Annotated in this window: 18 protein-coding genes; 6 read left to right on the top strand and 12 right to left on the bottom strand. The window is 39.6% G+C overall.

Features of this window, described 5'->3' with window-relative positions; translation table 11 throughout:
* Nucleotides 1-12: 12 nt before the first annotated feature.
* The 6 genes from O1Q81_RS01490 to O1Q81_RS01465 form a co-directional block, all read right to left on the bottom strand.
* A complete protein-coding gene (locus O1Q81_RS01490; protein ID WP_386697850.1) occupies nucleotides 13-384 on the bottom strand; it encodes a hypothetical protein in 372 nt (123 codons plus the stop codon).
* A 306-nt stretch (nucleotides 385-690) separates the two neighbouring features.
* Entirely contained in the window at nucleotides 691-1,518 is an 828-nt protein-coding gene (gene manZ / locus O1Q81_RS01485) for a PTS mannose transporter subunit IID (RefSeq protein WP_386691925.1), read from the bottom strand.
* Nucleotides 1,519-1,532: 14 nt separating this feature from the next.
* A complete protein-coding gene (locus O1Q81_RS01480) occupies nucleotides 1,533-2,330 on the bottom strand; it encodes a PTS mannose/fructose/sorbose transporter subunit IIC (protein WP_386697847.1) in 798 nt (265 codons plus the stop codon).
* A 9-nt stretch (nucleotides 2,331-2,339) separates the two neighbouring features.
* On the bottom strand, nucleotides 2,340-3,317 hold the full coding sequence (locus tag O1Q81_RS01475) for a mannose/fructose/sorbose PTS transporter subunit IIB (protein WP_386688765.1): 978 nt from the start codon (nucleotides 3,315-3,317) through the stop codon (nucleotides 2,340-2,342).
* 188 nt (nucleotides 3,318-3,505) lie between these two features.
* Nucleotides 3,506-3,598, bottom strand: coding sequence for a methionine/alanine import family NSS transporter small subunit (locus O1Q81_RS01470; RefSeq protein ID WP_132299703.1), 93 nt, complete (start codon nucleotides 3,596-3,598; stop codon nucleotides 3,506-3,508).
* A 1-nt stretch (nucleotide 3,599) separates the two neighbouring features.
* A complete protein-coding gene (locus tag O1Q81_RS01465; protein ID WP_386697845.1) occupies nucleotides 3,600-5,111 on the bottom strand; it encodes a sodium-dependent transporter in 1,512 nt (503 codons plus the stop codon).
* A gap of 128 nt (nucleotides 5,112-5,239) precedes the next feature.
* On the opposite strand from O1Q81_RS01465, the gene O1Q81_RS01460 reads away from it, so the two are divergent.
* Together O1Q81_RS01460 and O1Q81_RS01455 are read left to right on the top strand one after the other, a co-directional pair.
* Nucleotides 5,240-5,797: an RBBP9/YdeN family alpha/beta hydrolase gene (locus tag O1Q81_RS01460; protein ID WP_386697843.1), complete on the top strand. Its 558-nt coding sequence runs from the start codon at nucleotides 5,240-5,242 to the stop codon at nucleotides 5,795-5,797.
* Nucleotides 5,798-5,815: 18 nt separating this feature from the next.
* Nucleotides 5,816-6,379: a TetR/AcrR family transcriptional regulator gene (locus O1Q81_RS01455; RefSeq protein ID WP_386695291.1), complete on the top strand. Its 564-nt coding sequence runs from the start codon at nucleotides 5,816-5,818 to the stop codon at nucleotides 6,377-6,379.
* Nucleotides 6,380-6,446: 67 nt separating this feature from the next.
* On the opposite strand, the gene O1Q81_RS01450 is transcribed toward O1Q81_RS01455, so the two are convergent.
* The 6 genes from O1Q81_RS01450 to O1Q81_RS01425 form a co-directional block, all read right to left on the bottom strand.
* Nucleotides 6,447-7,019: an NADPH-dependent F420 reductase gene (locus tag O1Q81_RS01450; protein WP_386695289.1), complete on the bottom strand. Its 573-nt coding sequence runs from the start codon at nucleotides 7,017-7,019 to the stop codon at nucleotides 6,447-6,449.
* Between the two features lie 60 nt (nucleotides 7,020-7,079).
* A complete protein-coding gene (locus O1Q81_RS01445; protein ID WP_386691951.1) occupies nucleotides 7,080-7,742 on the bottom strand; it encodes an HXXEE domain-containing protein in 663 nt (220 codons plus the stop codon).
* Between the two features lie 10 nt (nucleotides 7,743-7,752).
* On the bottom strand, nucleotides 7,753-8,109 hold the full coding sequence (locus O1Q81_RS01440; RefSeq protein WP_386697841.1) for a DUF1330 domain-containing protein: 357 nt from the start codon (nucleotides 8,107-8,109) through the stop codon (nucleotides 7,753-7,755).
* Nucleotides 8,110-8,133: 24 nt separating this feature from the next.
* On the bottom strand, nucleotides 8,134-8,826 hold the full coding sequence (locus tag O1Q81_RS01435; protein ID WP_386688784.1) for a hypothetical protein: 693 nt from the start codon (nucleotides 8,824-8,826) through the stop codon (nucleotides 8,134-8,136).
* 210 nt (nucleotides 8,827-9,036) lie between these two features.
* The gene (locus O1Q81_RS01430) at nucleotides 9,037-9,912 is read right to left on the bottom strand and encodes an AraC family transcriptional regulator N-terminal domain-containing protein (protein ID WP_386697839.1); all 876 of its coding nucleotides are present in this window, start codon (nucleotides 9,910-9,912) and stop codon (nucleotides 9,037-9,039) included.
* A gap of 104 nt (nucleotides 9,913-10,016) precedes the next feature.
* Nucleotides 10,017-10,634 carry a LysE/ArgO family amino acid transporter gene (locus O1Q81_RS01425; RefSeq protein ID WP_386697838.1) on the bottom strand — a complete coding sequence of 206 codons (618 nt, stop codon included), beginning with the start codon at nucleotides 10,632-10,634 and terminating at the stop codon, nucleotides 10,017-10,019.
* Between the two features lie 382 nt (nucleotides 10,635-11,016).
* Here O1Q81_RS01425 and O1Q81_RS01420 point away from each other — a divergent pair, with 382 nt between their 5' ends.
* The 4 genes from O1Q81_RS01420 (at nucleotide 11,017) to O1Q81_RS01405 (ending at nucleotide 14,208) form a co-directional block, all read left to right on the top strand.
* Nucleotides 11,017-11,445 carry an organic hydroperoxide resistance protein gene (locus O1Q81_RS01420; RefSeq protein WP_386697836.1) on the top strand — a complete coding sequence of 143 codons (429 nt, stop codon included), beginning with the start codon at nucleotides 11,017-11,019 and terminating at the stop codon, nucleotides 11,443-11,445.
* Between the two features lie 103 nt (nucleotides 11,446-11,548).
* Entirely contained in the window at nucleotides 11,549-12,550 is a 1,002-nt protein-coding gene (locus O1Q81_RS01415; protein WP_386697834.1) for an LLM class flavin-dependent oxidoreductase, read from the top strand.
* A gap of 50 nt (nucleotides 12,551-12,600) precedes the next feature.
* Nucleotides 12,601-13,251, top strand: a complete 651-nt coding sequence (nfsB, locus tag O1Q81_RS01410; RefSeq protein ID WP_386691940.1) for an oxygen-insensitive NAD(P)H nitroreductase — start codon at nucleotides 12,601-12,603, stop codon at nucleotides 13,249-13,251.
* 171 nt (nucleotides 13,252-13,422) lie between these two features.
* A complete protein-coding gene (locus O1Q81_RS01405; RefSeq protein ID WP_386697832.1) occupies nucleotides 13,423-14,208 on the top strand; it encodes an HpcH/HpaI aldolase/citrate lyase family protein in 786 nt (261 codons plus the stop codon).
* Nucleotides 14,209-14,238 lie beyond the last annotated feature (30 nt).

The raw sequence follows: 14,238 nt of genomic DNA, 5'->3' as shown, positions 1-14,238 counted from the left end.
TATCTTGAGCTTTTAATTTAGATATTGCACCACATAATCTCTCAACATTGCAATTTCTTTTTTTGCTTTATCAGATAATACTTTGTTATCTCGCAACATTTGAGCAGAACGAGCATCAATATAACGTAAATAATCTTTATTTTGGCTTTGTTCAAATTTTTGTTTTGCCATATACATCTCACGAAAATCTTTATTGGCTTGTGACAGCAATATTTTTTGTCCGAGTAATACAAAAATCGCAAAACATAACACGATTACTGAACCATAGCCGTGAGTGGGGTAATACAATATGCCTGCTAGAATAAAAAGTGCGGTGATAAATCTGGAAGAATTTTTGATGTATGTTTCAGATGGTGGTGATTGTAATAATTGTTTAATATTCATAATTATCTATCGTCCAAAATTTAAAGTGCGGAAAAAAATCACCGCACTTTGATTACTCTCATTTAAATTGAGACCCCGTCTGAACCGCCTTTGCGACTTGAAATTTTTAGGGAAAATCGCCTTGTTTACTCACTGCGTTCGCCCTACGGGTCGTTGCTAAAGCAACGTTCAAACGCTAAAGCGTTTGTGAGCGTAGCGAGTTGCGATTTTCCCGTTAAGAAAATTTCAATAAAGCAAAGAAAAGCGGTGAAGTCGGGGTGTGTTTCTTTGTTTACTTTCTTTGCACAAGCAAAGAAAGTAAGAGAACTACGCTAAGATACCAAAATGATACCCTACAATCCCCACCCCAAACAAGGCAAAGATGATATACATCGCATTAATTTTACGGCGTAATAATGCCATACAAATAAATGTCAACACCAATGCGGCTAACCCAGGTAAAAGATCGTTTAGCACGCTTTGTACTGTTGTTACTACTTCTTGACCTGCTTGGTTGGTATAACGAGAAAGTTCTAATGGAATGTTAATACTGGTCCATTTTGATACTAGCGATCCCATGACAAACAAGCCGAGAATGGATGCTCCTTGCGTAACTTTTTGTAAACGACCGCCACCCATATCGCCAACGATTTCTGTTCCTTTTTGATAACCATATTTGAACCCATACCAACGGGTTGCCGCACGGGCAAGATTGATTAACACAAAGAATAACAATGGACCAAGTAAGCTACCACTAATGGCTAAACCCGCACCAAGAGCTGCAAGTACAGGACGTAAGGTTCCCCAGAAAATTGGGTCGCCTACACCAGCTAAAGGTCCCATTAAACCGACTTTAACACCGCTTATTGCGGCATCATCAATTTCTGCACCATTGGCTCGTTCTTGTTCCATCGCAGCGGTTACACCCATAATAGCAGAACCGACCCAAGGTTGTGTGTTGAAAAATTCAAGGTGCCGTCTTAACGCTGCAACTTGGTCATTTTTATCGCTATAAAGGCGTTTGATTGCAGGGATCATTGACACACAAAAGCCCATTGATTGCATACGTTCAAAATTGAAAGACCCTAGTAAAAAGGTGGAACGCCAATAGGTTGCACGAATATCCGCTTGGGTTAATTGTTTTTTCTCAGACATTTTAAAATTCCTTCTTATAGACCTTCAAGTTCATCATCAGCAAGCTCTTTTTTGTGTTGGCTTGCTACGGCTTTTGATTGGTTAAATTGTGGGTTTAACTGAATGTAAATTAAGGCTAAACACGCCCCTAAGAAACCTAATCCGACTAAGTTGTAGTTGGAGAATGAGGCAATCACGAAACCAATAAAGAAGAATGGCATTAATGCACCAGCTCTCATCATATTGATCACCATGGCATAACCGACCACCACGATAAATCCACCTGCAATTTGTAAGCCACGTGTTACCACTTCAGGAATGGCATCTAAGGCGGCTGTTACCGTATCTGTGCCTGCCACTAAGGCTACCGCTAAAGTTGGAACTGCTACACGCAAACCTTGTAAGGAAAGCCCTGCAAAATGGCAAAGCTCAATGCCTCGGAAGTTGGCTTTTTCGGCATAATCATCAGCTTTATGTTGTAAGAAAATGGTGAGTGTTCGCACGAAGATAGTCAGCACTTGCCCTGCTGCTGCCACAGGAATGGCAATCGCAATCGCAGTGCCTTTATCTTGACCGCCTTTGATCACAAGGATTGCTGCAATGACTGATGCTAATGCTGCATCAGGTGCCATTGCTGCCCCTACGTTCATCCAACCAAGGGCTAACATTTCCAGTGTACCGCCTACGATAATACCTGTTTGTAAATCACCTAATACCCAACCGATGAGTGTACAAGCGACTAATGGACGGTGAGTCTGACGTTCGTCTAATACGGACCCCATACCACAAATTGCAGCGACAAGCGTCACTAAAATAATTTCAATCGTTGTCATAATGTATCCTTAGAATTGAAGTGCATCTAATTTTGCTTTGGTAATTTCTACTTTCGGGTTGGTAGCGACTTTTTGCATGGTCAATTCCACCCCTAAATCCAATAATTTCTTAAAGGCTTCCACATCTGCTTTACCGACCGTTACCGCATCAGAGAGCATTTTATTACCGTCTTTATAGGTCATACCGCCTACGTTAATTTTGTTGATTTTCACGCCACCTTCAATTAAACGAAGTACATCAGCAGGTTTGGTGACTAACCATAAAATATTTTTGCCAGTATATTTCGGGTTGTGATACACCTTAATGGCTTTTTCCACAGGGATCACATAACCTTTCAAGCCAGGTGGCACGATTTGTAGTAACAATTCACGGCGGAGATCATCTTTCGCCACATCATCATTAATCGCAAAAATCGCTTCACATTTCACTGCTTTCGCCCAAGATGTTGCCACTTGACCGTGAATTAAACGATCATCAATTCGCAATAGAGAAATATTCAAATTGCCATTGAGCTGTGTCGGAGATTTTTCGCTTGAAGTTGGAACAGTGGAAACTGGAGCGGTAGAAACGGATTTTGTTGGTGTCGCTTTAGGTTCAGGCTGGCGGAACGATTTTACTGCTTGCACGCCGACTTCTTTAGCGGTTTCCACCAATTCTGCAAGAGAACAGCTATCTTTTGCATCAAGGGTTTCAAGCAACATTGGTAAGCTAATTCCCGTTACAATATCAGTATTGTCACGTTGTGTTACCACACGAGCTGCTGCGTTATAAGGACTGCCCCCGAATAAATCTACAAGGAATAATACGGGTTCATTTTCGGGTAAATTGGCAATAATGGCTTGATATTTCGCCACTAAATCATCGCCACCTTCACCAGGTAGGAAAGTAACAACATGGGTATTTTCATCTTCACCGAAAACCATTGCTGCAGAGTTGACGATTTCTTCAGAAAATTTACCGTGTGTTGCAACGATAAGATGAGTCATTTCAGATCTCCATTAAGTTTAGAATTGGAATTTTTGCAAAACTGTAACGTTTCAGCTAATAGATAAATTTACTCTTAATGATTATTTTTGCAACAAATTTACGTTAAAATAAAGTGATCGAGATCACAAATTTAATAAAAAAAACCGTATTTATTAAAAAATACGGTTTTTTCTATCAAAATTACGCTTTAGTCTTTTGGTAAAATATAAAGCGAAACTAACAATCCACCCCAAATAATACCTAGGGCGACAATCATCATAATAATTGCACTAGTACTCATCTTATTCCCCTTCTTCAGCGTGGTGTTCTGCTAAAACTTCATCTTTCCATTTTAAGCGAGAGAGTAAAATAGAAACGACAACTAAGGCGATTGCCATTCCCCAACCAAAGGTATTAACAAACCAGCTTGGATAGCCTTCATAACCCTCACTAAATACTTTTGCACCCTCACTTAATAACATAAAGGCTAAAATACCTGTCGTGATAACGATACATAAACGCCATACAAAACCCACTTTGAATGATGAGGTTTCATTTAAATGATTACCCAATATACCTAGTTTTTCGTTAGCCACAATCGCAATTAATGACACGAATGCCACAGCAACAATACCGAAATAGTTGACGAATTTATCCATTACATCAAGCATTGGTAAGCCTGTTGTTGTACCAAATAAGAATACTGAAACCACCATCATTGGTAAGCCTACTAAGAAAGTAACTTTCGAGCGACGAATACGAAGTTTATCTTGTACAGCAGAAATAATGACCTCAATCACCGAAATAAACGAGGTTAATGCAGCAAAGGTCAGTGAACCAAAGAATAACACGCCAAGCACTTGACCAAATGGTGCTTCATTAATAATAGTTGGGAATGCAAAGAAAGCTAAACCGATACCACCTTTTGCTACTTCACTCACTTCCTGACCACCCGCGGTTGCCATAAAACCAAGTGCAGCAAAGACCCCGATCCCTGCTAATACTTCAAAACTAGAGTTAGCAAAACCTACCACTAAACCTGAACCTGTTAAATCAGAATCTTTTTTCAAGTAAGAGGCGTAGGTGATCATAATCCCGAAACAGATAGATAATGAGAAGAAGATTTGTCCGTAAGCAGCAATCCATACGCTAGGATTGGACAGTTTTGACCAATCTGGGGTAAATAGTGCATCTAAACCTTTTGCTGCCCCAGGTAAGAATAATGCAGAAACCACTAAGGTTAAGAACATTACCACTAACAATGGCATTAAAATAGAAGAGCTTTTGGCAATCCCTTTTTGTACGCCTAAGGCTAAAACTGCTAAGGCAACAATCCATACTGCAATTAATGGACCAACCACCATGCCAACAAATTCAAAGCTAACGCCTTGAGTAACATCGCCCATTTTTAAGAATTCACCCACGAAGAAATCAACGGGTTTATCCCCCCATGCTTTGGTGAAAGAAAAATAGGTATAGGTTGCTGCCCAGCCAAGTACTACCGCATAGTAAATACCAATAATCACATTGACCATCACTTGCCACCAACCGAACGTTTCAAAATGTTTACTGAAACGACGATAAGACAATGGAGCACCACCACGATGACGATGTCCGATAGCATAGTCTAAGAATAATAATGGAATACCTGCGGTTAATAATGCGATCAAATAAGGTATAATAAATGCACCGCCTCCATTTTCATAAGTTGTGTAAGGAAAACGCCAAATGTTTCCCAAACCAACCGCTGAACCAATGGCGGCAAGAATGAACGCTCTGCGTCCAGAAAAAGTTTCACGTGTAGAATGACTCATTCTACCCCCTTATAATAATGTGAATTAAACAATAGATCCGAAAATATAAACGAAAATGCTGTTTAGTCAATCAAAAATAGATAGAAATCTGAAAAAACACCAAATCTAACCTTAAAAGTAGGGGTTTTATGCTAAATAATATTTATATTACTCATGGTTACACCGCAAATTCACAAAAACATTGGTTTCCTTGGTTAAAAGTGCGGTTAGAAAATCGAAATATTGCTACGCAAATTTTTGATATGCCAAATTCTAGTCAACCCGATCCGCAGGAATGGTTGACTTTTCATCAAAACAATATTCACCAACTCGATCAAAATAGTTATTTTATCGGGCATAGTTTAGGTTGTATTGCGACCTTACGTTTTCTACAACAAGCAAAAATAAACGTTGGTGGAGTAATTTTAGTGGCTGGTTTTGCGGAAAAATTACCGAATTTGCCTGAATTGGATAAGTTTAATGAAACTCGCTTAAATTTCACCGCACTTATTGATCAAATTCCGCAACGTGTGGTAATTGCATCGGACGATGATGATGTGGTGAATGTACAATTTACTCGCCATTTAGCTCAAAATCTGCAAGCGAATTATATTGAAGTTTCTGGTTATCACCATTTTCTGGATAGACAAGGGGTGACGGAATTACCTTTGCTGTATAATGAAGTGTTGAAAATGATAAATAATTAACAGGATAGGAATAAACTCATGACAGAATCTAAAACCGATTTAAGAATTATCCGCAGCCACAAACTTATTCGCCAAGGTTTAATTGCATTGCTCAACCAAAAAAGCTATCACGATATCAATGTACAAGATATTTTAGATGCTGCCATGGTGAATCGTTCTACCTTTTACACCTATTATTCAGGCAAAGATGATCTTGTGGGACAGATGATTTTGGATTTAAAAACCGAGATAAAACAATTAATTGAACAACGCCAACAAACAGAGAATTTAGAACATTTTTTTGAAATGGCTATGCCTAAATGGTACGAACTTCGTCATCTTTTATTAGCCTTATGGAAAGTGCATACCCCACGCCATCATCTATTTGATGATATGGTGAAAATGTTTCAACAATCTTTTATCCAATTAGCCCACGGAAAAAGTGTGAGCGAACAAGATTTACCGTTGCAATCACTGTTATTTGCCCATTCATTTTTAACCGCTATCCGCTTTTTCTTTGAAAAAGATGAAAAACCGAATGCGAAAAGAATTATGACCTTATGGCAGAATACACTAGATATTGCAACCGAGAAAAAAGGGTAAAAAAACACCGCACTTTGGCTATTTAACTTTTGCTATCTAAAAGTGCGGTGCTTTTCGTGACAAATAATTAAACAATTACCAAACCGCCATCACGCTGGATTTGTCCGCTCACTGCTAGATTAATCAGCAGTAAGCCTGCACTCTCTAACAATCTTGCTTTTTGCAAATTACCCGCATCCACCAATTTCGCCCCACTTTTTTCAAGGGCAGTGAAAATGGCTTGTTTCGCTTCGCTACTGTCACTAGCAAAGACAAAACTTGCTGGGTTGCCTTTAACTTGGGCGTTGGCGACCGAGTTAGAAAAGTTGATATTAAACCCTTTTACTACTTGGCTTTGTGGTAATTTTTCCGCCAAAATTTCTGCACTAGATGTGCCTTGTGGTACCAGCAATTCATCAAGATTACCAAAGCTAATTGGGTTGGTAATATCAATCACGATTTTGCCGGCAAAATGTTTGCCGTGAGTTTCTACTAATGGGGCAAGATCAGGGAATTTTACGGCTAAAACGATAATATCGCCTAATTCGTGTCCGTCATAATCTCGCCCGATAGTTTCTACATCGTTACCGCAACGCTCAAAAAGTGCAGTAATTTGTGAACCAATCATACCTTTTCCACCAAAAATACTGATTTTAGCCATAATATTTCTCCTCTTTATATTGAACATAGGGCGAATATATCAATATTCCCCCTCCTAACATTATTTGCCGTTTTTAATTTCCATTACACGCTCTTTCGCATAACCCCAAATACGATCTTCACGATATGGGTATGGGCTGTTGCGGTCTTTGAGTACAAGGATTGGGATAATCCACAACACCAATAAGGCTGCAAAAGAACCAATAAAACCAATTAAATAATCGCTTGCAGTGGCTAAGTTTTGGCTTTCAACATAGCAAATATAATAAACCAATAACGGCGTATGTAAGAACACAATAGAACCTAAACCAGGATTATATAATTTACCTAATTTTTTACTGGTGATGCCGTGATTGGTATATTGTGCAACAGCTTGTCCTAATTGAATTAAACTTAACCAAATGCAATCAGGGAAGAAGATTGGAATAATATAAAACGGATACGCCAAAAATACATTGTCAATCATCACCAAATTTGCATTAGTCGGATAACGGTTAAAATCATCATTGTGATTACCCTGCAAAACAATATTAAAAATGCTCGGAAATCCACCTGGTAAACCGTATTCTTCAAACTGATGTACCAAAAATGCCATCCAGCTCAACGTTAAAATTACTTGGATATGACTTAAGTGTTGTACCCCAAAAAGTGGTAGATAAAAGGCAAGGGCGATAAAAATCATCAAGCCCACATAATACCAGTTATGACGATACCAGTTCATCATGGTAAGCTCCTTATTTTGCTTCTGTTGCTTCAACAATTAACACTCGAGATGTGCTACTGTCTTTGCGACTTTTATTGATTTTTTGATAGAAATCTGAGTTGTACCATGCTTGAGCTTGCTCAAGAGTTGCGAACTCAATAATACTCACTACACCATTGCTTTCACCCTCTTTCATATCAGGCTTGGTGGCTTTCACAATCACTTTGCCACCGAAAGGTTTAAGTGAATCTATAAAACCTGCACGATATTCTTGCATTCCTGCTTGGTTCGTAACATTTACTTCACCGATAACATAAGCTGGGGTTGAGAATGCTGAGCCAGTGAAAAGTGCGGTGAAAATTACGGGAATTAATTTAATGAATTTCATCGTTGTTTCCTTGTTAATAGAAAATTATGCTTTCTCTTTAGCAAGCTGTTCCATTGCCATTCTCGCCCAGTTACGCCATTCAATCGCTAAGTGCCATTTATGACCCTCAATCATTTCTTGATCTACTCCTTTTGGCATAAATACACCAAGTAACACTTCGCAACCAGTGTCAGTATTGCGGAACTGGTGGAATGCTGCTACGGCAGTTGAGTGATCACCCTCAATCACAGGGCAAGAAATGTAATTTACATACGGATATTTTGCTTCATCACGAATCGCTTTCGCTTGTGCTGGAGCATTTTCAATATTTGGGTAGAATTTACCGATTAAATTCACTGGTTTATCCCAACAGCCCACGGTTTCAATAATACGGCGATTGCCACCCTCGGTATCTTTAATCATGTAATGCTCAGGGTTCGCTTTCCAGTTGGTTTGCTCGCTGAATGTACGGAAACATTTTAAGAAGTCTTCTGCTTTCAAGCCGTCAACTTGCATCACAGCTTGGCTTAACACCAACTCACCATCGCAAGTGTTTGCGAAGTGTTGGAATTTCACATCCATTTCGTCCATTTCTTGTTTAAGAATACGATCTACACCTTCGTGTCCTAATTTAGTTTTGATTAAATCTAAAGCGATATAAGCACGTTCTAATTCTTTGCGAAGTAATTCAATTTCGCTGATTTCTTGACCGTTGATGATTGAACGAATATTTGACATTTTTGCTCTCCTAATTGAGTGATTAATTACATGAAGCTCGTTGGCTTTCAATGGTTATTATTATAAATTGATTACCAACTGAAACAACCAACAGCAACAAGTGCCAATATATGGCTAACCATACATTTTGGTTGTTTTGTATGGATAAACCAATTCTTTATCTTTATATTGTTGGAGAAATTTTGAAGATTGGGAAAATATAGCTGTCAGCTAAATTTCCTCACTCGGTACTCGTCCAAAATACCGTTTATATTCCCGACTAAATTGGCTTGGGCTTTCATAACCCACATCATAGGCAATTTGAGAAATGCTATTACCGCCTTGTTGAATCAGGCGTTGAGCTTCGGTTAAACGCAAATTTTTTTGATATTGCAACGGACTTTGCTGGGTGATTTGGCGGAAATGCTGATAAAAGCCTGATTCACTCATACCGCATAAATTCGCCAACTCGGCAATATTTAACGGATCGTTAAAATGCTGATTAAGCCAAGTGGTCGCCTTAAAAATCCGTTCGGCATGGCTACCTTGTCGGCATAGTTCACGCAGTTTGTCGCCTTGTGGACTGGTAAGCAGATAGTAGTAAATTTCCTGTAAATACAGTGGAGCGAGCATGGCGATCTTTTGTTCTGAGTTTGGTGAATAAAGCAAGGCAAGCAAGCGTTCTAGGGCATTGATTAACTCTTGACTCGGGTTAAATAGCGTTAGAAAATCTTTGGCTTGTACTGTGTTTTTTGTTGAATTGTGCAAGTCTAATTGGGCGGCGACTTTGGCAACGAGATTTAAATCAAACTGCAATGATAGAGCAAAATAAGGCTTATTCGGCGTAGCGTGATCGACCGTCATCATCACAGGGGTGTTGACAGGGCAAAGGCTCATATTGTCTTGATTAAAACGGCTACATTTATCGCCGATACACAACTGACGTTCGCCCATTAACACCACGCATAAACTGGGGTTTTGGCGAAAGGCGTTCATTGTCATAGGTTTGTCTAAATGGTGTAAAAACAAGCCGTCTATTGGTGTTTGCCAGATGCTGTTTTTGGGGCAAATGGCAAGTAGGGATTGGGTGATGTGAGTAGAAAGCATTTTTTTATCCTTGATGTGAGTGTCTAAGTTTTTGGGGGCTGATTAAAATATCAGTGGATTAATAAGTCTTTGGGTCTTTGTTGATAATGGTGTAAATACAAAATCTACACCAAAACTCGCACAAAAAAACTCAACAATTCATAGGCGATCCAAAACATGATACAACCTACCACAAAATCCAGTACACGCCATGATGTAGGATTTTTGAACAAGGGAATGAGCAATTTTGCCCCAAATCCCAAGCCGAAAAACCACACAAAAGACGATAGCGATGCCCCTATTAAAAACAGTAATTTTTCGTCAAAACTCATCGTCCCAGCGATACCGCCGAGAATCACCACCGTATCTAAATACACATGCGGATTGAGCAAGGTAATCGCTAAGGTGGCAAACAGCGTGTTTTTTGCACTGAATTTTACTTGTTCACCGCTCAAATCCAACTTGTTTTGTGGGTAGAGCGAGCTTTTGAACGCCCAAAAACCATAAGTCAGCAGAAATAATCCCCCCAACAGTGCCAAAGCGGCACTGAAATAAGGATTTTGTGCAAATAACGCCCCAACGCCCATTACGCCAATGCTTATCAACACAAAATCACACAAAAAACATACCAAGCAAATCAGCAACACATGATTTTGTCGCAGCCCATTTTTTAATACAAACAGATTTTGGCTTCCAATCGCCATAATCAAGCTAGCAGAAACTAGTATTCCTTTAATAAACATATCTCCCTCACATTATTATCCTAACCTGATTAAATCGTCATGACATTATAGATGATTGAAAAACTGAGAGGCAAGCCGTTTTATTTAGACTATTCTGTTATAGCATAGGGCTTGTGAGCGTTTTATTGTAGGGGCGATACACATGTGTCCGCCCGAAAAATCAAGTTGCAAAAACACGATAAAAAACACCGCACTTTGTCGGATTAGGCAAAATGTGCAGTCTTTTTTCTCATTTATTTTGTAAATTTGGAGTATTAGGCAGCTATCCTAGCGAAACAGGCTAACCAAAATTTTCAATACGCCCTACAATATCCCCATTCCAACACGGAATAGAAAATTCAACCCAACGGGCAAAACGCCCTTTAAATTATCGGAGTAAGTTATGAAAATTTTTTACAGCACCAGTGCCACAGCAGTCGGCGGACGTTCAGGTCGTACACAATTAGATGACGGTTCATTAGGTTTTGATTTGGTTTCATTCCAAGAAACTGACAAAAAAGGGGCAAACCCAGAACAGCTTTTTGCCATGGGATATGCAGCGTGTTTTGATAGTGCAATGAATTTGGTGTCTGGACAATTAGGCATTAAACCGACATCTGCAAAAAGCAAAGTCGGCGTAGGTATCGGTCAAAAACCAGACGGTACATTCTCGTTAGACATTGATATTACCATTGAAGTGGCAGGGATTAACGAAGAGCAAGCTCGCCAGTTGATTGAACGTACGCACCAAGTTTGCCCATATTCCAATGCGGTGCGTGGTAATGTGGAAACCCGCTTGCACGTGAATTTAATTCAGTCGTTTGATCTCTAATAGTAGATAATTAGGCAAGCGGTATAGTTTTGTTAATGGTAAAATATTAACAAAATTACACCGCACTTTTACGTTTTCAGTCCAACTGAAATAAGGAAATCCCATGCTTAATCTTTCAATATTAAATCTAGTTCCCTTACGTCAAGGGCAAAATTTTGTACAAGCTGTCGATGCCATGACTCGCCTTGCTCAACTAGCGGAAAGATTGAATTTTCGCCGTTATTGGATTGCTGAACACCACAATATGCCGAATATGGCAAGCAGTTCTACTCAATTATTCATTCAGCATACGTTGGCAAATACTCAGAAAATTGTGGTGGGAGCGGGAGGCGTGATGTTGCCTAATCACAGCCCATTACAGGTTGCTGAACAATATGGCACGTTAAGCCAGCTTTATCCTAACCGAGTAGAAATTGGTTTAGGACGCGCCCCAGGAACGGATATGCGGACCGCTGCCGCTCTTAGACGAGGCAATATTAATCCTGATTTTGCCGAAGATATTGCTACACTTCGCCGTTATTTTAGTGAAGAAAGTCGCAAGGATAGTGTAAAAGCCTATATGGCAATCGGGCAAAATGTGCCGATGATTATTTTAGGGTCTAGCCCTGAATCTGCTTATTTAGCCGCCGAGCTTGGTTTGCCTTATGCCTTTGCTTCACACTTTGCCCCCCGTTTTTTAGAAATGGCAGTAGAAATTTATCGTTCACAATTTAAGCCGTCTGCGGTGTTGGATAAACCTTATGTGATCGTGGGGGCAAATGCTATTGTGGCACAAACTGATAGTGAAGCCGAAAGCCTTGCTACAAGCCAAACCCAACTATTTTTAGGTGTTGTTACTGGGCAAACTAACCCCGTACAACCACCTTTCGAAACCGAGAAAGCCCTTTGGCAAGGTTTTCATTTACCTTTTATGGGGCAAGAAAAAGCTATGGTGCAAGCTATGACTAGTTGCTCGCTTATTGGTAGCCCTGATACCGTCAAACAACAATTAAATGCCTTGCGTGAGCGAGTGCAATTTGAAGAGTTAATGGCGGTGAGTTATATTTTTGATGAAGATAAGCAGCATAGAAGCTATGAGCTGTTAAATGAATTGGTACAAGAATAGTAAATCCCTTATAATATTTTATAAATTAACCCACTAAAAAAGGAAAGCAAATGAAAACTTCAACTTTTACCGCACAACGTTATTCAACCAAAGTCTTTGATGCAAACCGTAAAATTTCAGCTCAAGATTGGGCAGAAATTCAAGATGCGTTACGTCAAAGCCCGTCTAGCGTGAATATCCAACCTTGGCATTTTATCATAGCCGATGACGATGCAGGCAAAGCACGTATTGCCAAAGCATTTGCCAATTATCCATTTAACGCAAACAAAGTAATAGATGCTTCACACGTTGTTGTTTTTGCTTGTTTAAACCAAGCCAGCGATGAATTTTTAAAAGCTGTATTAGCACAGGAAGATAAAGACGGTCGTTATGCTACGGCAGACCAGAAAAAAGCAGGTAATGACGTTCGCTGTTTATTTTTAAATATTCACCGTGAAGAATTAAAAGATGAGCCAATTTGGTTTGCTAAACAGGTGTATCTAAACTTAGGTTTCACCTTAATGGCAGCGGCTGCCTTAGGTGTTGATAGTGTACCAATGGAAGGGGCTGATTTTGCTACTTTAGATGCTGAATTTGGTTTGAGCGAAAAAGGTTATCATTCGTTGGCTGTGGTGGCTTTTGGCTACCGTGCGGAAGAGGATTTTAATGCAAAATTACCAAAATCTCGTTTGACGGATGATGTGATTTTTACTAAAGCGTGATTGGGAAAGTTATTGGATTTTTCACCGCACTTTTTTGATAAAAGTGCGGTGTTTTTTTTAGACTTTTTGCAAATTTAGAGAATTAGGCAAATATCCTGCTCAATCAAGCTACCCCAAATTTTCCTTAGCCATTACAATTATACACATCAACAATACAAGAGAGTTTAAATTATGGCTATTCAACAAGATTACTTAAAAAATCATTTCAAACATAATGTAGAAGCTGGCAAATTACAATTTGGTGTCGGCTTTGAAACTACGTCCGCAGACGTAGCAGAAGTGTTGGCGACAACCGATTACGACTGGTTATTTATTGATGCAGAACACGGACCGCATACCATTCAAACTATTTTAGATGCGTGCCGTGCCATTGCCCCTTATGGTATGACCCCAGTGGTGCGTGTGCCTGATGCAAACTCTGGTATTATCAAGCAGTTAATGGATAGCGGTGTGCAAAATATCATTTTCCCAAAAGTGGAAACTGGCGAAGAAGCGGAACAAATTATGTACTGGGCGAGCTACCCAGGTCGTGGCAATCGTGGAATGGGTGCACCTGCCGTGCGTGCCAGCCGTTTTAGTGCCTATATGGATTATCAAGATCGCATTGAAGCCGAAAGTATGATGATTTTGCAAATTGAAAGCAAAAAGGGAATGGAAAATCTTGAAGCTATTGTGAAAACCCAAGGTGTGGAGGCGATTTTCTTAGGACCGATTGATTTAGCTGTGGATATGGGGCATGGTTTGAATATTTTCCACCCTGAAGTGGTTGAGGCAATGGATTATATGATTAAACGTATTCAAGAACTTGGCGTGATCGTGGGGACGATTGCCTTGACCCCTGAACAAGCGAAAAAATATGCGGATATGGGGGTGCGTTTTTTGGGTGTCGGTGCGGACACAGGGCTACTCAAAACAATGGCAATGAACACCTTAGCCAGCTACAAAGCTGTGTTATAATTTAAACAATTATTTAATTGGAGGAAATTT

Origin of the sequence: Lonepinella sp. MS14436, assembly GCF_042470565.1 — a bacterium.
Classification (GTDB): domain Bacteria; phylum Pseudomonadota; class Gammaproteobacteria; order Enterobacterales; family Pasteurellaceae; genus Lonepinella.
The sequence above is the reverse complement of the archived record's forward strand: the minus strand, read 5'-3'. Positions and strand labels throughout refer to the sequence as shown.